The sequence below is a fragment of the Actinomycetospora chlora genome (genome assembly GCF_039542135.1).
Classification (GTDB): Bacteria; Actinomycetota; Actinomycetes; order Mycobacteriales; family Pseudonocardiaceae; genus Actinomycetospora; species Actinomycetospora chlora.
The window spans coordinates 1-22,037 of record NZ_BAABHO010000029.1 but is presented as its reverse complement, the minus strand read 5'-3'; the positions used below and the strand labels follow the sequence as shown (position 1 = coordinate 22,037).

At 75.8% G+C, this 22,037-nt stretch carries 20 protein-coding genes and 1 pseudogene; 7 read left to right on the top strand and 14 right to left on the bottom strand.

Annotated elements, in window-relative coordinates:
- Nucleotide 1: 1 nt before the first annotated feature.
- The 7 genes from ABD994_RS18030 to ABD994_RS31695 all read right to left on the bottom strand — a co-directional run bounded on the left by ABD994_RS18030 (nt 2) and on the right by ABD994_RS31695 (nt 3,150).
- The gene (locus tag ABD994_RS18030; RefSeq protein WP_345417866.1) at nt 2-439 is read right to left on the bottom strand and encodes an Asp23/Gls24 family envelope stress response protein; all 438 of its coding nucleotides are present in this window, start codon (nt 437-439) and stop codon (nt 2-4) included.
- Nucleotides 436-615 (bottom strand): hypothetical protein, encoded by a 180-nt coding sequence (locus ABD994_RS18025; RefSeq protein WP_345417863.1) that lies wholly within the window; start codon nt 613-615, stop codon nt 436-438. The genes ABD994_RS18030 and ABD994_RS18025 overlap by 4 nt, the downstream gene beginning before the upstream one ends.
- Before the next feature lie 51 nt (nt 616-666).
- On the bottom strand, nt 667-945 hold the full coding sequence (locus ABD994_RS18020) for a hypothetical protein (RefSeq protein ID WP_345417860.1): 279 nt from the start codon (nt 943-945) through the stop codon (nt 667-669).
- Nucleotides 942-1,253 carry a hypothetical protein gene (locus tag ABD994_RS18015; protein WP_345417857.1) on the bottom strand — a complete coding sequence of 104 codons (312 nt, stop codon included), beginning with the start codon at nt 1,251-1,253 and terminating at the stop codon, nt 942-944. The genes ABD994_RS18020 and ABD994_RS18015 overlap by 4 nt, the downstream gene beginning before the upstream one ends.
- A gap of 32 nt (nt 1,254-1,285) precedes the next feature.
- On the bottom strand, nt 1,286-1,789 hold the full coding sequence (locus tag ABD994_RS18010) for an Asp23/Gls24 family envelope stress response protein (RefSeq protein WP_345417854.1): 504 nt from the start codon (nt 1,787-1,789) through the stop codon (nt 1,286-1,288).
- 135 nt (nt 1,790-1,924) lie between these two features.
- Nucleotides 1,925-2,668, bottom strand: a complete 744-nt coding sequence (locus tag ABD994_RS18005) for a pyrimidine reductase family protein (RefSeq protein WP_345417851.1) — start codon at nt 2,666-2,668, stop codon at nt 1,925-1,927.
- On the bottom strand, nt 2,665-3,150 hold the full coding sequence (locus ABD994_RS31695) for a DUF3072 domain-containing protein (RefSeq protein ID WP_425550079.1): 486 nt from the start codon (nt 3,148-3,150) through the stop codon (nt 2,665-2,667). The genes ABD994_RS18005 and ABD994_RS31695 overlap by 4 nt, the downstream gene beginning before the upstream one ends.
- Nucleotides 3,151-3,743: 593 nt before the next feature.
- Between ABD994_RS31695 and gltB the strand changes: the two genes are divergently transcribed.
- Together gltB and ABD994_RS17985 are read left to right on the top strand one after the other, a co-directional pair.
- Nucleotides 3,744-8,399, top strand: a complete 4,656-nt coding sequence (gltB, locus tag ABD994_RS17990) for a glutamate synthase large subunit (RefSeq protein ID WP_345417848.1) — start codon at nt 3,744-3,746, stop codon at nt 8,397-8,399.
- Nucleotides 8,392-9,855 (top strand): glutamate synthase subunit beta, encoded by a 1,464-nt coding sequence (locus ABD994_RS17985; protein WP_345417845.1) that lies wholly within the window; start codon nt 8,392-8,394, stop codon nt 9,853-9,855. Before gltB ends, ABD994_RS17985 begins: the two co-directional genes overlap by 8 nt.
- A 66-nt stretch (nt 9,856-9,921) precedes the next feature.
- Here the strand turns inward: ABD994_RS17985 and ABD994_RS17980 are convergent, their stop codons facing one another.
- From ABD994_RS17980 to ABD994_RS17965, 4 genes are all read right to left on the bottom strand, one after another.
- Entirely contained in the window at nt 9,922-10,632 is a 711-nt protein-coding gene (locus ABD994_RS17980) for an alpha/beta fold hydrolase (protein WP_345417842.1), read from the bottom strand.
- 185 nt (nt 10,633-10,817) lie between these two features.
- Nucleotides 10,818-11,114, bottom strand: a complete 297-nt coding sequence (locus ABD994_RS17975; protein ID WP_345417839.1) for a hypothetical protein — start codon at nt 11,112-11,114, stop codon at nt 10,818-10,820.
- A 240-nt stretch (nt 11,115-11,354) separates the two neighbouring features.
- Nucleotides 11,355-12,158 (bottom strand): class I SAM-dependent methyltransferase, encoded by an 804-nt coding sequence (locus ABD994_RS17970; protein WP_345417836.1) that lies wholly within the window; start codon nt 12,156-12,158, stop codon nt 11,355-11,357.
- Nucleotides 12,155-13,171, bottom strand: coding sequence for a methylenetetrahydrofolate reductase C-terminal domain-containing protein (locus tag ABD994_RS17965; RefSeq protein WP_345417833.1), 1,017 nt, complete (start codon nt 13,169-13,171; stop codon nt 12,155-12,157). Before ABD994_RS17965 ends, ABD994_RS17970 begins: the two co-directional genes overlap by 4 nt.
- 212 nt (nt 13,172-13,383) lie before the next feature.
- Between ABD994_RS17965 and ABD994_RS17960 the strand changes: the two genes are divergently transcribed.
- The 5 genes from ABD994_RS17960 to ABD994_RS17940 all read left to right on the top strand — a co-directional run bounded on the left by ABD994_RS17960 (nt 13,384) and on the right by ABD994_RS17940 (nt 20,512).
- Complete coding sequence (locus ABD994_RS17960) at nt 13,384-14,127, top strand: glycosyltransferase (protein WP_345417830.1); 744 nt, start codon at nt 13,384-13,386, stop codon at nt 14,125-14,127.
- Between the two features lie 131 nt (nt 14,128-14,258).
- A complete protein-coding gene (locus ABD994_RS17955) occupies nt 14,259-15,701 on the top strand; it encodes a glycosyltransferase family 4 protein (protein ID WP_345417827.1) in 1,443 nt (480 codons plus the stop codon).
- A gap of 145 nt (nt 15,702-15,846) precedes the next feature.
- Nucleotides 15,847-17,274: a lipopolysaccharide biosynthesis protein gene (locus ABD994_RS17950; RefSeq protein WP_345417824.1), complete on the top strand. Its 1,428-nt coding sequence runs from the start codon at nt 15,847-15,849 to the stop codon at nt 17,272-17,274.
- A complete protein-coding gene (locus ABD994_RS17945) occupies nt 17,271-19,403 on the top strand; it encodes an FkbM family methyltransferase (RefSeq protein WP_345417821.1) in 2,133 nt (710 codons plus the stop codon). The genes ABD994_RS17950 and ABD994_RS17945 overlap by 4 nt, the downstream gene beginning before the upstream one ends.
- Nucleotides 19,400-20,512 (top strand): GNAT family N-acetyltransferase, encoded by a 1,113-nt coding sequence (locus ABD994_RS17940; RefSeq protein ID WP_345417819.1) that lies wholly within the window; start codon nt 19,400-19,402, stop codon nt 20,510-20,512. Before ABD994_RS17945 ends, ABD994_RS17940 begins: the two co-directional genes overlap by 4 nt.
- Here ABD994_RS17940 and ABD994_RS17935 read toward each other — a convergent pair.
- From ABD994_RS17935 to ABD994_RS17925, 3 genes and pseudogenes are all read right to left on the bottom strand, one after another.
- Nucleotides 20,500-21,288: a PIG-L family deacetylase gene (locus ABD994_RS17935; RefSeq protein ID WP_345417816.1), complete on the bottom strand. Its 789-nt coding sequence runs from the start codon at nt 21,286-21,288 to the stop codon at nt 20,500-20,502. The two genes, ABD994_RS17940 and ABD994_RS17935, sit on opposite strands and share 13 nt — an antisense overlap.
- A 42-nt stretch (nt 21,289-21,330) precedes the next feature.
- Nucleotides 21,331-21,579 carry a hypothetical protein gene (locus ABD994_RS17930; protein ID WP_345417813.1) on the bottom strand — a complete coding sequence of 83 codons (249 nt, stop codon included), beginning with the start codon at nt 21,577-21,579 and terminating at the stop codon, nt 21,331-21,333.
- A 141-nt stretch (nt 21,580-21,720) separates the two neighbouring features.
- Nucleotides 21,721-22,037 (bottom strand): annotated as a pseudogene (locus tag ABD994_RS17925) (hypothetical protein); the annotation flags it as partial.

The window sequence follows — 22,037 nt, the reverse complement described above, 5'->3', positions numbered from 1 at the left end:
CTCACTCCGTCCGGGACGAGGGGGTGCGGGGGGCCCGCTGGGCGGGATCGGTGAGGGCGGAGACGCCGATGTCCAGCGAGCGCACGCGGTAGGGCGTGAGGGTCTGGACCCGCTCGCGGACGTGGTCGCGCACGGCCGCGGCGCTGTCGGCGATCCGCGCGGGGTAGGCCAGCGGCACCTCGAGGCGCAGGTCGACCTGCTCGCCGTAGCCCGAGACCCGGGCGGTGGTGCCGGTCTCGCCGAGGTCCAGCCCGGCGAGGCGGCGCTGGGTGCGCACGGTGCCCGGCGTGCTGTCGGCCGCGTACTCCGCGATCTTGCGGACCACCGAGAGGGCGACGTCGAGGCGCCCGCGCTCGGCGGCCTCGTCGGTCTCGTCGCCCCCGTCGGCAGCGCCCGGCGCGACCACGGGCGTGGTCGGCGCGTCGGTCGGGGTGCTCATCGGTCGCGGCCGCGCCCGGTGAACTGGTTGAGGTCGAGCTCGCCGTCGAGCACGCGGCCGACGACGAAGCCCAGGATCCCCAGGACCAGGGCGATGAAGAAGCCCTGCAGGCCGCCGGCGGCGGCCGCCACGCCCAGGATGAGGCCGACGAACAAGCCGGCGCGGGTGGCGCTCATGACCACTACCTCCAGGTTCTGGACCCGCCCCGGCGTCGGGGCGGGCTGCTTCTACTGCACGCGGGCGGAGCCGCGGCGGGGGTCGTACCGGCGGGCCAGGCGCTGCCCCAGCCGGCCCAGGCGCGCGAGGCGGCGGCCCGACACCACGACGACCGGCGCGTCGAGGCGCGGGTCGTCGAGGGCCGGGAGCGCCGCGCCACGCTCCTGCCGGCGCAGGGCGGCGAGGCCCTCGCGGAAGGCGACCGGGTCGCCCCCCACGTCGGGGTGGTGGGTGCGCACGAACGCGCGCACCCGTGCCCGTGCGTCCACCCGGGTGTCGGTGGTGCTCACGCCGGCATCTCCAGGTCGGTGACGGTGACGTCGACCCGGCGGTTGCCGGACTCGGCGGCGACGATGCGGCGCAGCTCCGCGGCCGTGATCTCGACCGGGGCGCCGAAGTGCAGCACCACGGCGACGCGGTCGGGCTCCTCGCCGTCGCCCAGCACGATGCCGGGCAGGCGCCGTCCGGGCAGGTAGCTCGCGATCGTGCCGAACGGACCGCCGGAGAGCGCCGCCACCGCCGGGTGGGCGAGCAGCGCCTCGGCGATCCGCTCGGGGACCGGTCCGCGACCCGGGGCCTCGGCGGTGCCCGGGCTCACCGCCTGTGTGGGTCCCGTCGCGTCCGACGCGCTCACTCGACCCGGGTGCTGGGCTGGGTCGACGCCGGCTCCTCGTCGGTGTCGTCGCCCGGCATGTGGATGTCGTTGACGGCGATGTTGACCTCGATCACCTCGAGGCCGGTCATCTGCTCCACCGCGGCGATGACGTTGCGGCGCACGGCGCGGGCCAGCTCGACGATGCCGGCGCCGTACTCGACGACGATGTCGAGGTCGATGGCGGCCTGCTTCTCGCCGACCTCGACCTGGACGCCGGCGGCCTGCGAGGTGCCGCTGCCGCCGGGGATGCGTTCGCGGATGGCGCCGAAGGCGCGCGAGACGCCGCCGCCCATGGAGTACACGCCGGAGACGTCGCGGGCGGCGATCCCGGCGATCTTCTGGACGACGCCGGAGGCGATGGTGGTCTTGCCCTGACCGGTGTCGTCGGCGAGGCGGGCCGGGGTGCTCGTGGCACCGGTCCGTCCGCTCGACACGGCTGCGGCCTCGGAGCCGGTGGCGGTGCTGGGGTTCTGCGTCATGATGGGCGCTCCCTGTGCGCGGGGGTGGTCGTGGTTCTCGGTGGCCGGGCGGCCCGGTTGCCGACCCGGTACCCGTGGGACACCGACCGCCGCGGAACGTCACGGACTCTCACCCGAAATGACGAGTGGCCCTCGTCACGCGCGCCGATAACGGAGCATCAGCCCGTCGCCGTGGGCCACCACCGACGCCAGGCCGAGCTGCCGGGGGACGTCCGGCGACGGCCCGGTGACGATGCGCCCGGGCCCACCGCCGACCAGTTGCGGGGCGAGGCTCAGGCACAGCTCGTCGACGCGGTCGGCGGCCAGCAGCGCCCCGAACAGCGCCGGGCCGCCCTCGCAGAGCACGCGCGTCAGGCCGCGGGCGGCGAGCGCCGCGACGATCGCGTCCGGGTCGGTGGCGCCCGGGTCCTCGCCGCTGACGGGGACGACCTCGGCTCCCGTGCCGCCGAGGGCCTCGCGGGCGCCCTCGGCGCCCACGGCCGCGGTGAGCACGAGGGGCGCCACGGTGGTGTCGGTGAACAGCCCGGACGCCGGGTCGAGCTCGCCGTGGGTGCTGACGACCGCGATCGGCGGCACGGGGGCCTGCCCGCGGGCCCGGCGGCGCTCCTCGCGGTCGGGCGAGGTGCGCGCGCCGCGGTAGCCCTCGGCACGGGCGGTGCCGGAGCCGACGAGGACGACGTCGGCGAGCTCGCGCAGCAGCCCGAAGACCTCCTTGTCCCCGGGGGCCTCGAGACCCCCGGACACACCGTCGACCGCGACGGCCCCGTCGGCGCTGGCGACGAAGTTGACGCGCACGCACCCCGGCGGGTGCGCGTAGAGGTCGGCGAGGGCCTCGCGGTCGAGGTCCTCGCCGCCCCCCGTCGGCCAGATCCTTCTCACCGTGTCCGACCCGGCTCCGCTGCGCTGCGCGGGTGGCTCGCCTTCTGCCGCAGCTCGTCGATCGCCCGCGACGCCTCCGACTTGTTCAGCCCCGTCGGCGGCTCCACGCCGGCCTGCTGGGCGAGCGTCTCGAGGTAGCTGGCCTGGGGGCCGGTCATCGGCTCGTCGCCGGTGACCCACTGGTCGGTCGGGCGCTCCTGCCGGGAGAGGTCCGGGGCGCCGGAGGCGTCGCCGGAGCCGTCGCCGGAGCCGTCCGAGGGCGTCACGGCACCCTGGAGGCGCTCGATCTCGTCGGAGGCCTGGGCCTTGGTCAGCTCCGTCGGCGGCTCCTCGCCGGCCTGGTGCGCCAGGGTCTCGAGGTAGCTGGCCTGGGGACCTGTCATCGGCTCGTCGCCGGTGACCCAGGCGCTGTTGTCCTTCTCGGCGGACGTGTCGCCGCCCGGGGACTTGACGGCGTGCGGGTCGGGGGCCTGCTCGGTCACGGGAACTCCACGGGGTCGAGAGAGGGGTCGGGAGCGCTCGAACACGCGTTCGATGCAGCGTCCGGATACCCGCTCGGCGCGGGCGGACACCTCACCCGTCGGGACCCGTCCCGACGTACCGCGTAGTAGGAGCCCTTGGCTGCACGGTGTGTCGTCGTCCAGACTGTCGGCGTGTCGGGATCGGTCATGTGGGCGTCACGCCCGTCGGGGGACCAGGTCGCGGCCGGTGATGCCCGGCGGCGCCACGGAGCGGCGGCCGCGTGGCCCGGTCGCGACCCCTACAGCGCGGCCGACAGACGGTCGCGGCGCTGAGCCGCACCCCCTCTCCACGCCCCGGTCGCGCAGCGTCGCCCGGCCGGGTTCCGCCACGTGGCGATCAGCACTCTTTCGGCCGCCGTCGACACGGTGCGCTCGCCCGGCGGGGGAGGTTAACGTCAGGTTGCCCCTCCGGCCGTCCACCCCTGGGCGGCACGACCGGAACGCCGGGCCGTCTCCCGGGTGATCGCTCGGCCACCGGCCGAGCTCCCCGGCCCCACGACCACCACGCCGGACCCCGGCGGACCACCACCTGCACGGAAGATCGGAGGGGCAACGTGGCCGAGACCCGTCAGTCCGGACGCGGGACCACGTGGAACCGCGCCGCGGAGGCCAGCCGTCCGCGCGAGGGCCTCTACGACCCGGCGTTCGACCACGACGCCTGTGGCGTCGCCTTCGTCGCCGACATCGCGGGCCGTCGTGACCACCGCACGGTCAGCCGCGGCCTCACCGCGCTGATCAACCTCGAGCACCGGGGTGCCCGCGGCGCCGAGCCCGAAACCGGTGACGGCGCGGGGATCCTGCTGCAGGTCCCGGACGGTCTCTACCGGCCGCTGCTGGCCGAGGCGGGCGTCGAGCTGCCCCCGGCCGGCCGGTACGCGGTCGGCAACGCCTTCCTGCCGTGGGACGACGAGCAGGGGCGGGTCGAGGAGATCGTCGCGCGCGTCGCGTCCGAGGAGGGCCTCGAGGTCCTGCACTGGCGCGACCTGCCGGTCGACCCCGACCGCGCCGGCATCGGCACCACCGCCCGCGAGGTCATGCCGCGCTTCCGCCAGCTCTTCCTGGGCCTGCCGGCGGAGGTCGACCACGTGGTCGACACGCCGAACGCGGGGGACGACGACGCGGGCATCGTCCTGACGCTCGAGCGCCTCGCCTTCGCCGTGCGCAAGCGGGTGGAGCACGAGACCCGCGAGGCCGGCGTCGAGACCTACTTCCCGAGCCTGTCCGGCCGCACCGTCGTCTACAAGGGCATGCTCGCCGAGGAGCAGCTCGAGCCGTTCTTCGCCGACCTCGCCGACGAGCGCACCACCAGCTCGATCGCGCTGGTGCACAGCCGCTTCTCCACCAACACCTTCCCGGCGTGGAGCCTGGCGCACCCGTACCGCTACCTCGCCCACAACGGCGAGATCAACACCCTGCGCGGCAACCGCAACTGGATGCGGGCCCGCGAGTCGATGCTCGCCACCGGGGCGTTCGGGTCCCACGAGCTCGACCGCCTCTTCCCGATCGTCACGCCCGACGCCAGCGACTCCGCGAGCTTCGACGAGGTGCTCGAGCTGCTGCACCTCGGCGGGCGCTCGCTGCCGCACGCCGTGCTGATGATGATCCCCGAGGCGTGGGAGAACCACGCCGAGATGGACCCGGCCCGCCGCGCGTTCTACCGCTACCACTCCACGCTCATGGAGGCCTGGGACGGCCCGGCGCTCGCGGCGTTCACCGACGGCTCGGTGATCGGCGCGGTGCTCGACCGCAACGGCCTGCGCCCCGCGCGCTACTGGGTCACCGAGGACGGCCTGGTCGTGCTCGGCTCCGAGGTCGGCGTGCTCGACATCGACCCCGCCACGGTGGTGCGCAAGGGCCGCCTCGAGCCCGGCCGCATGTTCCTCGTCGACACCGTCGGTCGCCGCATCGTCGACGACGACGAGATCAAGGGCGAGCTCGCCGCCGAGCACCCCTACGACGAGTGGCTGCACGCCGGCATGGTCGAGCTCGCGGACCTGCCGTCGCGCGAGCGCGACAAGTTCGACCGCCAGGTCCTGGTGCGCCGCCAGCAGACCTTCGGCTACACGGGCGAGGAGGTCTCGCTGCTGCTGCGCCCGATGGCGCAGAGCGGGGCGGAGGCCACCGGCTCGATGGGCAACGACGCGCCGCTCGCGCCGTTCTCGTCCCGCAGCCGGCTGCTGTTCGACTACTTCACCCAGCTGTTCGCGCAGGTCACCAACCCGCCGCTGGACGCCTACCGCGAGGAGCTGGTCACCTCGCTGCAGGTGCAGCTCGGGTCGGAGACCAACCTGCTCGACGCCTCGCCGGCGTCGTGCCGTCGCGTCGTGCTGCCGCTGCCGGTGATCGACGACGACGAGCTCGCCCAGATCGCGGGCATCAACGACGACGGCGACATGCCCGGCTTCGCGCCGTACCTCGTCTCCGGGCTCTACGACGTGGCCGGCGGCGGGGACGCCCTGCGCGCCCGGCTGGCCGAGATCCACACGGAGGTCTCGCGGGCCGTCGCGGACGGCGCCCGCGTGATCATCCTGACCGACCGGCACTCCGACGCCGACCACGCGCCCATCCCGTCGCTGCTGCTCACCGGCGCGGTGCACCACCACCTCGTGCGGGAGAAGACGCGCACCCGCGTCGACCTCGTCGTCGAGGCCGGCGACGTCCGCGAGACCCACCACGTCTCGCTGCTGCTGGGCTACGGCGCCAGCGCGGTGAACCCGTACCTCGCGCTCGACTCGGTGGACGACCTCATCGACCGCGGCGTCATCACCGGCGTCACGTCCGGCACCGCGACCCGCAACGTGGTCGAGGCGCTGGCCAAGGGCGTGCGCAAGGTGATGAGCAAGATGGGCATCTCGACGGTCGCGTCCTACATGGGCGCGCAGGTGTTCGAGGCCATCGGCCTGGGCGCCGAGGTCGTCGACGAGTGCTTCGCCGGCACCACCTCGCGCCTCGGCGGCGTCGGCTTCGACGTGCTCGCCGAGGAGGTGGCGATCCGCCACCGCCAGGCCTGGCCGGCCGACGGCGTGCGGCCCGACCACCGCGAGCTCGCCGTCGGCGGCGAGTACCAGTGGCGCCGCGAGGGCGAGCTGCACGTCTTCAACCCGCACACGGTGTTCAAGCTGCAGCACTCCACGCGGACGCAGAACTACGACACGTTCAAGGAGTACACCCGCGCCGTCGACGAGCAGAGCTCGTCGCTGCTGACGCTGCGCGGGCTGTTCGGCTTCCACACCGACGAGCGCAGCCCGGTCCCGATCGACGAGGTCGAGCCGGTCTCCGAGATCGTCAAGCGCTTCAACACCGGCGCCATCTCCTACGGGTCGATCTCGCAGGAGATGCACGAGGTCCTGGCCATCGCCATGAACCGCCTCGGCGGGCGCTCCAACACCGGCGAGGGCGGCGAGGACCCGGGCCGCTTCACCCGCGACCCGAGCGGCGACTCGCGCCGCTCGGCGGTCAAGCAGGTCGCGTCCGGGCGCTTCGGGGTGACCAGCGAGTACCTCGTCAACTCCGACGACATCCAGATCAAGATCGCGCAGGGCGCGAAGCCCGGCGAGGGCGGGCAGCTGCCCGGCCACAAGGTCTACCCGTGGATCGCGAAGACGCGGTTCTCCACCCCGGGCGTCGGCCTGATCTCGCCGCCGCCGCACCACGACATCTACTCGATCGAGGACATCGCCCAGCTCATCCACGACCTCAAGAACGCCAACCCGCGGGCGCGCGTGCACGTCAAGCTCGTCTCGCAGGTCGGCGTGGGCACGGTCGCGGCGGGGGTGTCGAAGGCGCACGCCGACGTCGTGCTCATCTCCGGGCACGACGGCGGGACCGGCGCGTCGCCGCTGTCCTCGATCAAGCACGCGGGCGGCCCGTGGGAGCTCGGCCTGGCCGAGACCCAGCAGACGCTGATCGCCAACGGGCTGCGCGACCGGATCGTCGTGCAGACCGACGGTCAGCTCAAGACGGGCCGCGACGTCGTCATCGCCGCGCTGCTCGGGGCCGAGGAGTTCGGCTTCGCGACCGCGCCGCTGGTGGTGTCGGGCTGCATCATGATGCGCGTCTGCCACCTGGACACCTGCCCGGTCGGCGTTGCGACCCAGAACCCGGTGCTGCGCCAGAAGTTCGACGGCAAGGCCGAGTACGTCGTGGCGTTCATGGAGTTCATCGCCCAGGAGGTGCGGGAGCACCTCGCGGCGCTGGGCTTCCGGTCGATCGAGGAGGCCATCGGGCACACCGAGGTCCTCGACACCCGCGCCGCGGAGTCGCACTGGAAGGCCGAGGGGCTGGACCTCTCGGCGATCCTGCACCGCACGGTCCCGCCGGCGACGTTCGCCGAGCAGGCGCTGCACCAGACCAAGGAGCAGGACCACGGCCTGTCCAAGGCGCTGGACCACACGCTGATCCAGCTCGCCGAGGGCGCGATCGCCGACGGCACGCCGGTGCGCCTCGAGCTGCCCGTGCGCAACGTCAACCGCACCGTCGGCACGATGCTGGGCTCCGAGGTGACCCGGCGCTGGGGCGGGCAGGGCCTGCCCGACGACACCATCGACATCACCCTGACCGGCTCGGGCGGGCAGTCGTTCGGCGCCTTCCTGCCGCGCGGCGTGACGATGCGGCTGATCGGCGACACCAACGACTACTTCGGCAAGGGCCTCTCGGGCGGCCGGCTCTCGGTGCGCCCGCACCCGCAGGCGCCGTTCGTCGCCGAGCAGAACATCGTCGCCGGCAACGTCATCCTCTACGGGGCGACGGCCGGCGAGGCGTTCCTGCGCGGCAAGGTCGGCGAGCGCTTCTGCGTGCGCAACAGCGGGGCCGTCGCCGTCGTCGAGGGCGTCGGCGACCACGGCTGCGAGTACATGACCGGTGGGCGCGCGGTGATCCTCGGCCCGACCGGGCGCAACTTCGCGGCCGGCATGTCCGGCGGCATCGCCTACGTGCTCGACCTGTCCGAGGGCCGGGTGAACCACCAGATGGTCGAGCTCGAGGTCGTCGGGCCCGACGACGTCGACGAGCTGCGCTCGCTGGTGGAGAAGCACTACGCGGCCACCGACTCGGCCGTCGCGCACGACCTGCTCACCGACTGGGACGCCGCGGTGCCCCGCTTCACCAAGGTGATGCCCACCGACTTCAAGCGGGTCCTGCAGGCCACCGCCGACGCCGAGCGCAACGGGCGGGACGTCAACGAAGCGATCATGGAGGCGGCTCGTGGCTGACCCCCGGGGATTCATGACCACCGGCCGGGAGCTCCCGCGCCGCCGACCGGTCGACATCCGCATCAAGGACTGGCACGAGGTCTACGAAGAGCTCAACCCGGCCACGCTGCGCAAGCAGGCGGGGCGCTGCATGGACTGCGGCATCCCGTTCTGCCACCAGGGCTGCCCGCTCGGGAACATGATCCCCGAGTGGAACGACCTGGTCTGGCGCGACGACTGGGCCGAGGCCATCGAGCGCCTGCACGCGACCAACAACTTCCCGGAGTTCACCGGGACGCTGTGCCCCGCGCCGTGCGAGGCGGCGTGCGTGCTCGGGATCAACTCCGACCCGGTGACGATCAAGCAGGTCGAGATCGAGATCATCGACCGGGCCTGGGACGAGGGCTTCGTCAAGCCGGTGATCGCGGAGGCGAGGACCGGGAAGTCGGTCGCCGTCGTCGGGTCCGGCCCGTCGGGGCTCGCCGCCGCCCAGCAGCTCACCCGCGCCGGCCACGACGTCACCGTCTACGAGCGGGCCGACCGCATCGGCGGGCTGCTCCGCTACGGCATCCCCGAGTTCAAGATGGAGAAGAAGCGCCTCGACCGCCGTCTCGAGCAGATGGTCGCCGAGGGGACGCGCTTCTTCGCGGGCGTCGAGGTGGGCGGCCCGGTCGAGACCGACCTCAGCGTCGAGAAGCTGCGGGAGTCCTACGACGCCGTCGTCCTCGCCGTCGGCGCCACGGCCTGGCGCGACCTGCCGATCACCGGCCGCGAGCTGCACGGGATCCACCAGGCGATGGAGTACCTGCCGCCGTCGAACAAGGTCCAGCAGGGCGACTACGAGCGCTCCGTCATCGACGCCGAGGGCAAGCACGTCGTCGTGATCGGCGGTGGCGACACCGGCGCCGACTGCGTGGGCACCGCCCACCGGCAGGGCGCCGCGTCGGTCACCCAGCTCGAGATCATGCCCGTCCCGCCGTCGGAGCGGCCGTCGGTGAACCCGTGGCCGACCTACCCGATGATCTTCCGGGTGTCCTCGGCGCACGAGGAGGGCGGCGAGCGCCTCTTCTCGGTCAACACCGAGGAGTTCCTGGGCGACGAGCACGGCAACCTGCGCGCGCTGCGCCTCGTCGACGTCGAGCGCGTGGGCGGGAAGTTCCAGCCCGTCGAGGACAGCGAGCGGGAGATCCCCGCCGACCTGGTGTTCCTCGCCATGGGCTTCCTCGGGCCACAGAAGGCGGGCCTGCTCGACGACCTCGGCGTGGAGTACGACGACCGCGGCAACGTCCGGCGCGGCGACGACTACCAGTGCACGGTGCCCGGGGTCTTCGCCGCGGGCGACGCCGGGCGGGGGCAGTCGCTGATCGTCTGGGCGATCGCCGAGGGCCGCTCCGCCGCCGCCGGGGTCGACGCGTACCTCACCGGTCGCGACGTCCTCCCGCGCCCGATCAACCCCACCGACCGCGCCCTGGCCTAGGCGCGCCCCCTGTGGTGCAGCGAACGGGCGGTTCGCTGCTTCTAGGCGTCGGAAGTCCCCGTTGATCTAGGCGGCGAGGGCGAGGGCGTCCGTCGGCGCGGCGAGCTCCGCGATCCGGGCGACGACGCGCGGGTCGCGCAGCAGGCCGCAGTGGCCGACGCCGTCGAGCAGGACGGCGTCGGCGCCGCTGGTCGTCGCCGCCGCAGGGGTGACGACGGCGTCGGTCCGGGAGGCGAGGGTCGTCCAGGGGACGGGCGCCGTGTCCGGGAGCCGGCCCCGCCGCAGGTCGCGCACGGCGCCGACGGGGAAGAGGCGCGCCCAGCCGGTGCCGTGCAGGGGCGCGGCAACGGTGACGACGTGGGTGACGACGCCGGCGAGCCGCGGGTCCGCGAGGGCCGCGGCGACGACCACGCCGCCGAGGCTGTGCCCGACGAGCGTGACGGTGCGCGCCCCGCTGTGCGCGGCGAGGTCGAGGACGCGGTCGGCCAGCTCGGCGCCGAGCCCGTCGACGCGCCGGGTCCACCGGTAGCGGTGGCGCACGACGGCGACGGCCGGTCCGCCGAGCCCGCCGGCGACCGCGTCCCAGCAGTCGGAGCCGGCCCCGAAGCCGTGTACCAGCACGACCAGGGTCCGCGCCGACGCCACGGGCGTCCCGTGCTCCTCGTCCGGCCGCCCGGTCCGCACGGAGGCGAGCAGTAGGGTCACGAGCACGCAGACGAGCACCCGCAGCGCGGCGTGCAGCTCGCGGAGGTGGCGGCGCAGCGAGGACGTGCCCACGACCCACCCCCGTGTCCCGGCGCCGGGCCCGGTGCCCGGCGTGTCCACGAGCGTCGTCGGGACGCGGGCGCCCGTCGGGTGGGTGCGCCCTGCGTCGGGGTGGGGAGATCCCTACGACTGCGCGGCGAACGGGGAGTTCGCGCGCGTAGACGCAGCGAACCGCCCGTTCGCTGCCGAGAAGGGGGTCAGGCGGGGCGGAGGGTCGTGCGGTCGGCGATGGCCGGGACGGTCACGCGCAGGCGGTGCGGGGCGACCTGCCAGTACCGGCGCTCGGGGTCGGCGGCGCGCCAGCGCTCGGCGAGCTCGGTGACGCGGTGCTCGTCGACGGCCCCGGGACGGGCGCGCCAGCGACGGGACCGGCCGCGCACCAGCACGTCCAGCGCGCCCCAGGCCTCCTCGGCCGAGCCGTGCACGCTGACCGTGGCCGGCGCCTCGCCGTCGCCGAACAGCACCGTGTAGGCACTGACCGCGTCGTAGGTCACGTGGACTCCTCCCGGGGCCGGACGGCGGCGCCACGGATGCGGCACCCGGAGCGTCCGGCTCCACCCCAGTGAAGACGTCCGGGGTCGCCCGGGCGAGCGGCGGGCGCGGGGGCCGCGCCGAGCTGAACCGATTCCGCGGCGGATGGTCCCCCCACCCGTGGGTCGCCCGGACGGGCGAGCCGCCTGCCGCAGCGGTACTACGCGCGGCCCGGAGCGGACGTCAGCGCGGTATCGCAGGCGTCAGCTCCGCTCCGCTCCGTGCCGCACCGCCCGCAGGAGACGTGTGGTGACCCACCGCTCGCCGAGCAGCCGCCCCATCACCTGCTTCTGGGCCTGCGCGGCGCGCCAGGCGGGGTGGTCGCCGTGGTGGCGGCGCAGGTGCTCCTCCACGCGGTCGGCCCGCTCGCCCCACCCGGGCGGCGCGGCCGGGAGGCGGGCGGCGTCGATCTCGTCGACGACCGTGAACCCGGCGTCGGGCAGCAGGGCGTCGAGCTCCTCGCGGGTCGGGAAGTCGTTGCCCTCGGGCTGCTCGGGCAGGGGCGCGTCGCCCCGCTGGAGCACCAGCAGGCCCAGCCGGCCGCCGGGGCGCAGGACGCGGCGCAGCTCCGCGAGCATCTCCGGGCGCGAGCGCGTGACGCACAGGACGCCGAGCGACCAGGCGACGTCGACGCTCGCCGTGGCGATCGGGAGCGCCTCGGTGACCGCCGCGACCGTCGGGAACCCGAACAGCCGCCGTGACGAGGCGGCCGCGTGCACCATCGGCTCGGTGAGCACGGGCCGGCCGTGCCAGCGGTCGGCGACGTGCTCGGCGAGCCACGCCGCCGGGCCCCCGAGGCCCGCCCCGGCGTCGAGGAAGGTCTCGCCGCCGCGGAGGTCGAGGCCGCGGGCCAGCCAGGCGAGGTCGGCGGGAGACCCGCTGCCCCGGCACGCGGCGGGGATCGCGTGGCCGGGACCGAGCGCCCGGACGGCCTCCTCGGTCCACGCGGCCACGGTGTCGAACTCCGCCTCCATCGCGGAATCCGGCTCCTCCTCGGCCGCGCTCACGCCCGGTACTCCGCGAGCCGGGCGGCGACCTCGGCCTTGACCTCGGCGCCCGCCCGCCAGCCCCGCGATGAGGCGAGCCCCGACAGGTTGACCCCGACGACGCCCGGCACGGCGAGCAGCGCCTCGGCCTCCGCGACGGCCGCCGTGATGCCGGCCTCGACGGGGTCGGGGTCGGCGAGGACCGCCGCGACGGCCTCGGTGTCCATCGCCAGGCCGGGGAAGGCGGCGAGGACGGCGGCCGAGCGCTCGTCGGTGTAGACGGCCACGCCCGCGACGACGGGCAGGTCCGCCCCGGCCGCGCGGGCGGCCTCGAGGAACGCGGCGAGCGCAGCGGGGGAGCCGACGTGGTTGGCCACGGCCAGCGTCGCGCCGGCCCGCTGCTTCTCGGCGAGGGCGGCCGGGCGGACGTCCGCGGGCGGGGCGGCGGGGGCGACGGCGACGGCGGTGGTCACGCCCGCGGACGCGGCGAGGTGGGCCAGGCGGGTGCTGTCGAGGTCGAAGACCTGCGTCACCTCGGGGCGCACGTCCTGCCCGCGCCCGTCGCCGGTGACGCACAGGACCCCGTCGACGCCGAGCGCGGCGAGGCCCGCGAGCTCCTGCTCGAGCACGACCCGGTTGCGGTCGCGGCAGGTCAGCGTGATCCACGGGCCGCCGCCGGCGTCGAGGATCTCCGCCGCGACCATGGTGGGCGGGAAGTCCGGGCGGTGGTGGTGCTCGCCCACGAGCAGGCCGTCGGACACCGGCGCGAGCAGCCCGAGGATGCCCCGCATGGTCGGCAGGTCGTACGGCGGCACCGACAGGTCCGTGAGCACCACGGGCGCGTGGACCGGGTTCACCGTCTCCGGCGGGGGAGCGGGCCAGCGGCGCACCCCGACCGGGTCGGCGGCGTCGCACCACGGACAGCACAGCGCGTCGTCGAGCTCGCACGACCCGTCGCTGCGCACGCCGCCGCACGGGCCGAACACCATCCGCTTCGGGCACCCCGGCGCGGGGGCGGGCACCTGCTGGAGCACGCGGCGACGTTCCCGACGGCGACCCGTCGGTAAACCGCGCGGCCGCGATCGCACGGACGGTGACGCGGGGGAGGGGAGAACCCCACCCGCAGGAGCAGGGTGCGCCCCTCGGGGCCGGGGGCCGGCTCCCTCCTGGCCGGGGCCGCGCGCGGCGACGCTCGATGCCGTCACCCCGACCGCCCGCCCCGGGCGGCAGAGCGCAGGAGCCGGCCATGACCTCGACCACGACCTCGACCACCCCGACCCGTCCCGCCGCCGACCTCGAGGTCATCATCCCGGCCTACAACGAGGCGGCCCGCATCCCGGCGACCCTCGAGCGCACCGTCGCGTTCCTCGCCGCCCAGCCCTGGGACGCGCGGATCGTCGTGGTCGACAACGGCAGCGTCGACGACACCGCCGGCGTGGTCCGCGCGGTCGCCGCCCGGCTCGACCCGTCGGTGCCGATCGAGGTCATCGGGTGCACCCGCCCCGGCAAGGGCGCCGCCGTGCGCCGCGGGCTCGCGACGAGCTCGGCGCGGGTCGTCGGGTTCTTCGACGCCGACCTCTCCACCCCGGTCGAGACGCTCACCGCAGCGATGTTCCACCTCGCCACCGGCGCCGGCGCCGTCATCGCCTCCCGGCACGCCCCCGGGGCCAGCTTCGCCGAGCCGCAGCCGCTGGGCCGCCGGCTCGGCGGCGCCGCCTTCCGCGCGCTGAGCCGCTCGGTGGTGCCCGGCGTGCACGACTCGCAGTGCGGCTTCAAGTTCTTCACCCGCGAGGTCGCCGCGGCCGCGATCCGCGAGTGCCGCCTCGACGGGTTCGCCTTCGACGTCGAGCTGCTGCGCCGCGTCCAGCAGACCGGGGCCTCGATCGTCGAGGTGCCCGTGACGTGGACCGACGACGCCCGCTCGACCTTCCACCCGATCCGCGACGGCATCCCCAGCTTCCGCGCGGTGCTGTCGCTGCGCGGCGCCTGACCGAGGACCCGGGCGACGAGAGGTGGGGTTCTCCCCACCCCGCCGTCGGGCGCACCCCATCGGTCCGGTGCCGGCACCGCGGCAAGCTCATCGGTGCAGGTCAGAGAACCCGACAGCCCGAGGAGGCCGCCATGACCAGCACCGCCACCCCCCTGGTCGAGCGTCTCGCCGGCCACCACGTCCTCGTCCTCAACTGGCGCGACGTGCGCCACCCGCAGGCCGGCGGCGCCGAGCAGTACATGCACCGGATCGCGCGCCGCTGGGTCGCCGCCGGCGTCCGCGTCACCTGGTTCTGCGCCCGCCCCGAGGGCCTGGCCGCCCACGAGGTCATCGACGGGATCGAGATCGAGCGCTGCGGCGGCGAGCTCTCCCTCTACGCCCACGTGGCCGCCCGCCTGGCCCGCCGGGGCCGCGAGTTCGACGCGATCGTCGACTGCCAGAACGGCATCCCGTTCTTCGCCCCGGCCTTCGCCGGCGACGTGCCGGTGGTCGGCGTCGTCCACCACGTCCACCAGGACCAGTTCGCCACCCGCTTCCCGGCCCCGGTCGCCGCCGTCGGGCGCCTCCTCGAGGGCCGCGTCGCCCGCCGCGTCCACGGGACCCGCCGGATCGCCGCGGTGTCGCCGTCGACCCGCCAGGAGCTGCGCCGCCGGCTGGGCTTCCCCGGCCCGATCGCGATCGTCCCGAACGGGGCGGCCGCGCCGGCCGCCCCGACCACCCCGCGCGACGTCGACCCGACGATCGCCCTGGTCACCCGCCTCGTGCCCCACAAGCGCGTCGACGTGCTGCTGCGCGCGGTCGCCGAGGTCGCCCGCCGGGTGCCGCGCCTGCGCGTCGACGTCGTGGGCGACGGGCCCGAGCGCGCGGCGCTCACCGCGCTGGTCGCCGAGCTCGGCCTCGAGCGCACGGTGACGCTGCACGGCTTCCAGCCCGACGCCGTCCGCGACGAGATCCTCGGGCGGGCCTGGCTCACCACCTCGACCTCGGACGCCGAGGGGTGGGGCTGCTCGGTCATCGAGGCGGCGGGCCACGGCCTGCCCACCGTCGCGCTCGACGCCGCGGGCATCCGCGACTCGGTCGTCGACGGCGTCACCGGGCGCCTCGTGGGCTCGGCCGCCGAGCTGCCCGACGCGCTCGTGACCGCCCTGGGCGAGCTCGCCGACGACGACCACGCCGCCGCCGTCGAGGCCGCCTGCCGCCGCTGGGCCGGGTCGTTCTCCTGGGACCGCAGCGCCGACCTGCTGGCCGGCGTCGTCCTCGCCGAGATGGCCGACGGCCGGGCGCGGGAGCGGGCCGACCGCACCGCGCGCAGCGACCTGGCCACGGTCGTCCGCCTCCGCGGGGTCGACGCCGGCGCCGTCCGGGCCGCCCTGCGCAGCACCGACCAGGTCGTCGAGGAGGGGGACGAGCTCGCGGTCCTGCTCGTCGGCTGCGACGAGGTCGACGCGCTGGCGGTGCTGGACCGCCTGGGCCTCGCGCCGGTCGAGCTGCGGATCGCCGAGCGCCGCGACCTGCTCGCGGGCCCGGCCCGCCGCCGCGCGGTCGAACCCGCCGCCGTCGCGACCCGTGGGTGACGGACAGCGGTGACGAGCAGGGGTAGGGCCTTCCCCACCCGGGTGCAGGGCGCACCCCCTCGGACGGGCCGCCGCCCGGCGGCAGGCTCGTGAGCAGCACCGATGAGGCCCCGCACCACCCGGAACCCCCGAGACGGAGACCGCCATGACCACGACGCTGGAACCCCCGGAGACCGGCCCGGCCGTCGCGGTCGAGGACCGCGACGTGACGCGCCACAGCGTCCTGCTCTCCGCCTGCTCGGCGGCGGTCGGCGTGCTGTCCTACGCCTGCACCGTCCTCATGGCCCACCTGCTCGCCCCCGCCGAGTACACCGCGTACGCCGCGGGCCAGATGCTCGTCGGCATCGCCGGGATCGTCGCCGGCTCGCTCGCCCCGCTGCCGCTCGTGCACACCGTGCGGGCCCACGGCGCGGGCAGCGAGCCGCGCCGCCAGGGCATCGCGTTCGCCGCCCTGCTCACCGCGGGCAGCGGCGTGCTCGCCGCCGTCGTCACCGGCGCCGTGGCCGCGGGCTTCGCGCCGGCGCCGATGGTGGTCGCGGTGGCGGTCGCCGCCGCCGGGATGTTCGTCGTCGCCCCGGTGCTCGGGTTCCTGCAGGGCGAGCTGCGGTTCCGCCGCTACGTCGCGGCGACCATCGCCCAGGTCGCGGGCCGGCTCGGCTTCTCCGTCGCCACCGTGCTCCTCGGCGCCGGCGCCCCGGGGGCGGTGCACGGCTTCGCCGTCGGCGTCGTCGCGGTGCTCGTCGTCGCCGGCACCGCCTCGATCCGCCGCGACCTGACCTGGCGCCCCTGCGTCCTGCGGGAGCGGGCCCGCTGGGCCGAGACCGGCGACATCGCGCTGGTCCAGCTCATCGTCGCCTCGGTGGTCGGCGCGGACGTCGTGCTCGTCGCCGCGCTCGGCTCCGGCACCCCGACCGAGGCCGGCTTCCAGGCCCTCGCGACCCTGGCCAAGGCGCCGATCTACGTCGCCGGCGGCACCGTCCTCGTCACCTTCCCCCTGCTGCGCGGCACGACCCTCGCCGGCGCCCGCGCCGTCCTGCGCCCCGCGCTCGCGGCCTTCCGCCGGATCGTGCTGCCGGTGACCGCGGTCCTGGCCACCGCGCCCCCGGCCCTCGTGCTGCTCGTTCTGCCGGCCCGCTACGCCGACTCGCTGGTGCTGCTGCCCTGGCTGGCCCTCTCGGGCCTGGGCTTCGCCGTGGTGACCGTGCTCGCCACCGTGCTCTCCGCGGTGCGCGCCCACCGCCGCAACCGGCCCGCCCTCGCGGCGGCCACCGTGTTCCAGGCCGCCGGGCTGCTCGGCGGCTGGGAGATGGCCGGCGTCGACGGGCTCGCGGTCGGCGGGGCGCTGGGGGCCCTCGCCGCCGGCGCGGTGATGGTCGCGGCCGCCGCGCCCTACCTGGCCGGCACCGCGCGGGAGACCGCGATCGAGGCCGGGGCCGCCGCGGTGCTCACCGGTGTCCTGGCGCTCGCCCACTCCCACCCGGTCGCATGGTTGCTCTCGGTGGTCGTCGCTGGTGTGATCGTCCGTCAAAGGCTCGCTCGGTCGGGTGAGTCCGAGTCTCAGGGGTCGTCATGAGTCACGTAGAGCCACAGCGTGCGGCCGACGCCCTGCACGTGCTCCACCTCGGCTTCGAGCACCCCCACCAGCCCGGCGCCGGCGGCGGCTCCCGGCGCACCCACGAGATCGACCGCCGCCTCGCCGCGGCCGGCCACCGCGTCACCGTCCTCACCGCGACGTACCCGGGCGCCCGCGAGGCCGTCGTCGACGGGGTGCGCTACGTGCCCGTCGGCCCGGCGGTCGGCGTGCGCCGCGGCACCAACCGCCTGACCCGCCTGCTCGGCTACGTCGCCGGCCTGCCGCTCGCGGTGCGCCGCCACCGCCGGGACGCCGACGTCGTGGTCGAGGACTTCTTCGCCCCGTTCTCGTCGATGGCCGCGCCGCGCTGGACCGGCCGACCGACCGTCGGGCTCGTGCAGTGGCTGCACGCCCGCGACAAGTCCCGCCAGTACCGCCTGCCCCTGCACCGCGTCGAGCGCTTCGGCGCCCGCAGCCACGACCGGCTGATCGCCGTGTCCGAGGGCACGGCCGAGCAGCTGCGGGCGATGAACCCCGCCGCGCGCGTCGACGTCGTCGGCAACGGCGTCGAGCCCGCGCTGTTCGAGCCCCGGCCCCGCGTCGGGCGCGACGTCGTGTTCCTCGGCCGCCTCGAGCTGCAGGGCAAGGGCCTCGACCTGCTGCTCGACGCCTGGGCCGCAGTCTGCGGGGAGGTCGAGGGCGACCTCGTCGTCGCCGGCGGCGGCCCGGAGGAGCCGCGGGTGCGGCGGTACGCCGCCCGCCTCGGCGTCGACGACCGCATCCGGTTCGTCGGCTGGACCGCCGGCGCGGAGAAGGTGGCCCTGCTCGCCGACGCCCGCCTCGTCGTCGTCCCCTCGCGGCACGAGACGTTCGGCCTCGTCGCCGTCGAGGCGCTGGCCGCCGGCACGCCGGTGCTGGCGTTCGACATCCCGTGCCTGCGCGAGGTCGTGCCGCCCGGCGTCGGCTGGACCGTCCCGGCCTTCGACGGCGACGCCCTCGCCGCCCGGCTCGTCGAGCTCATGGCCCCCGACGCCACCCCGACGCTGGCCGCCGCCGGCGTCGCCGGCCGCGCGTTCGCGCGCGCCTTCGACTGGGACGCCCTCGCCGCGACCCAGCTCGCGATCCTCACCGACGCACTCGCCGCGTCCCGTCCGGAAGGTGTCCCGCCCGTGTCCGAGAGCCCGTCGATCCCCGCCCAGCGATCCCGCTTCCGCTTCGACGACCGCGCCCGGCGGCGCTTCACCCGCCGCTACATCGGCCACAAGACCCTCGGGCTGTGGCGCGACGTGCGCCGGCCGCGGGCGCGGCTGTTCGCCTACGAGGTCGTGTACTCGCTGTGCCGGGCCACGGGCCGCCCGACCGTCCCGCTGCGCTGGCTGCACCTCGACCACGTGAGCACCGTGTTCGGCGAGTTCCACATCCGTCCCGGCACCATCGACGCCGCGTGCGTGTCGCCCGCCTTCGAGCGCGACGACCTCGACCGCCTGCTCGCGATGATGCGCGAGCGGCTGCTCGCCGGGCGCCGGGTCGTCTTCGCCGACGTGGGCGCCGACGTCGGCACCTACTCGGTCGCCGTCGCCAACCGCCTGCGCGACGCCGGCGACCTGCGGATCCTCGCCTTCGAGCCGGCCAGCTCGTCGCAGGAGCTGGTCGCGCGCAACGTCGAGGCCAACGGCATCGGCGACCTCGTCGAGCTCCGCCCGGTGGCCCTGGGCGACGGGTCGGTGACCGAGGCCGAGCTGCAGTTCGACCCGGCCGAGCCCGGCGGCAGCGGGCTCAACCACGACCTCGTCGAGGGCAGCGTCCGCGAGCGGGTCACCGTGAGCACCCTCGACGCCGAGCTCGCCGCCACCGGCACCGACGCATCCGACGTGCTCGTGCTCAAGCTGGACGTCGAGGGCCACGAGGCCGCCGTCCTCGCGGGCGCCACGGCCGCGCTCGAGGGCGCCGCCGAGGTGCTGCTGCTCGTCGAGGACTTCGTCGAGACCAGCATCGTCGACCGCCTCGAGCGCGACGGCTGGACGTTCCTGGAGAAGATCACGCCCTACAACAGCTTCTGGGTGCGGCGCCCGGCCCGGCGCGCCGCGGCGCCCGTGGAGCGGCGGACCACCGTGCGGAGCGCGCCGTGAGCCCCGCGCCCGCGCCCGAGCTCGCCGGCGTCCGCGTCACGAGCCCCGCCCCGCGGGACGTGTGGGCGAAGGCCTTCGCCGCCGACCCGCACGCGGTCGCGACGCAGTCGCCGCAGTGGGCCGACACCCTCGCGGCCCGTCGCGGGCGCGTCGACGCCAGCCGCCTCTACGAGCTGCCCGACGGGCGCTCGCTCGTGCTGCCGCTCTCGGGGCGGCAGTGGGCGGGGGTGCGCGTCGCCGAGGAGTCCTGGCCCTATGGCTGGGTCTACGGCGGCGCGCTGAGCACCGACGGCCCGGTCACCGAGCAGGACGCGGCGATCGTGCTCGCCGACCTCGCCCGCCGTCCCGTGGCGCGCACGTCGCTGGTGCCGATGCCGATGACGGGCGCGGCCTGGACGGCCGCCGCGGACGGGCTCGGCGTGCCCGTGCAGCGCACGCCGTACTACTCCCAGAGCGTCGAGCTGACCGGCGGCTTCGCCGAGGTCTCCGGGAAGCGCTACCGCCGGCAGGCCCACCGGTCGTTGAAGAAGGCCACCGCGGCCGGGCTCGACGTGCGCGAGTACGTCGGCGCCGAGGCCGGGCCGGCCGTCGACGTGTTCGCCGACCTCTACGCCCTCTCGATCGACCGATGGGCCCAGGCCATGGGCCGCCCGCTGCCCGTCGCGCGGCTGCACGCGAGGCTGCAGGACCGGGCCGGGCACCTCCGGTCGGTGGTGCGGTCGATGGGCGACATGTGCCGGATGTGGACCGCTCATCGCGCCGGGGAGCCGGTGTCGGTGCTCGCGGTGCTCGACCACGGGGCACACAGCTTCGGCTGGCTCGCGGCGATGAACGCGAAGCTGAGCAACGAGACCGCCGCGGGCTACCTGTTGGAGTCCACGGCGATCGAGGTGGCCTGCGCGGCCGGCCGCGAGTGGTTCCACATGGGGGAGTCGGCGCCCGGTTCCGCGATCGAGCGGTTCAAGAACAGCTTCGGCGCCGTGCCCGTGCACTACGAGGCGCTCGCGATCGAGCGGCTGCCGGTGTCGGCGGCCGACCGGACGGCCCGGCGCGCCGCCGAGGCCGTGATGGCCCGCCTGCCGAAGCGCGGGGAGGATCAGGCGAAGTAGGTCTCGGGGGCGGCCGGGATGACGCCCGACGGGAAGAGCGCGTCGGCCTGGGTGCCGTAGCCGCGGATGAGGTCGGCCTTCTCCACGACGCCGTCGGCGTGGTGCCAGGCACGCAGCCCGTGGCGGCGGACGAAGGCCTCGTCGGGGGCGTGCACCTGGTCGTAGGGGAAGTCCGAGTAGAAGACGACGCGGTCGGGTCGCGTGGCGCCCAGCGCGCGCGTCAGCAGGTGGTCCACGTGGCGGCCGACGCCCAGCGGCGCGAACACGAGGTCGGCGCCGTCGAGGGTCGTCTCGAGGCGCCCGGCGAGCTGCGCGGCCAGGCCGCGGTCGCCGCGGGAGATCCGGCCGAGCGCGATGTCGAAGCGGAACGTCGGGTAGCGGTGGTCGACCTCGGGCAGCACGCGGCCCAGCCGGGCGACGGGGCCCGCGATCGGGCGCGGGACGGTGCGCCGGCGGAAGAGCGCGTCGGCCACGCCGAGGTGCTCGTGCGTCACCCCCATCCCGTCGAGGACCGCGCGGTCCTCGTCGCGGCGCGCGGCGAAGAGCGCGGTCGCGTCGGCGTGCCCGCACTGGCGCAGGAACGAGCGCGCGGCGCGGGTGTGGGGGCCGTCGGTGATCTCGGTGAACACCGTGACGACGTGGATCTCGCTGCGCGGTGCCAGCGAGCGCATGAGCGCGCCGCAGGAGAGCACGGCGTCGTCGAGGTGCGGGGAGAGGAACAGACAGCGCGCACCGGCCGACGCCGCGGTGCCGAGTCGCTCGAGCGTCGTGGTCACGGGGTCCTCCGGGCTGGGTGCGGTCGTGGTCGGGAGCGCGGGTCAGGCGGGCTGCAGGACGCGGGTGCCGGTGGCGGTCAGCCGCGCGGTGCCGGGGGTCAGCAGACCCGCGCGGGCCAGCCGCGCGAGGGCGAACTGGTCGGCGCTGTAGCGGCCGTCGATGAGCAGCGCGCCGGCGCGGACCTCGGCGCGGCCGGCGGCGACGGCGGCGAGCACCGCGCGGTCGCGCGGGCTGACCGGGCCGGTCACGTCGGTGCCGAGGACGGTGCTGGGGGTGACGGTGGCGCTCATGGCGGGCTCCTGCGGGTCGTTCCTGCTGGTGAGCACCAGCGTCGTCCGCGGTGGACCCCGGCGCGCTGGTGCCGACCCGACCGTGATCCCCCCGCTCCGGCGGGGGAGAACCCCACCCGGCACCATGTCGACCTCCCGGGGTCAGCCGGACGGGTGGCGGAGGACCAGCCCCTGCGGGGCGGGTTGCTGCGGCTCCGTGGACCCCGTGCCGAGCACCCCCGTGAGGTACAGCGCCGCGGCCGCGGCCGCGGCGACCAGGAGCACCGCGACGACGACCAGGAGCACCCGCCGGCCGCCGCCCGAGCGGCCCGTGCCCTCACCGTGACCGCCGAGCGCCGGGGGCGGCGCTCCGGCGCGGCCCGCGAGCGGAGGCGTGCCGTCGGTCGGGAGCCCCCGGCCGTCCCGGTCGTGCGGCGGTGCCGCGCCGCGCGGGCCGGGCCCCGGGGGCGGGCCGCCAG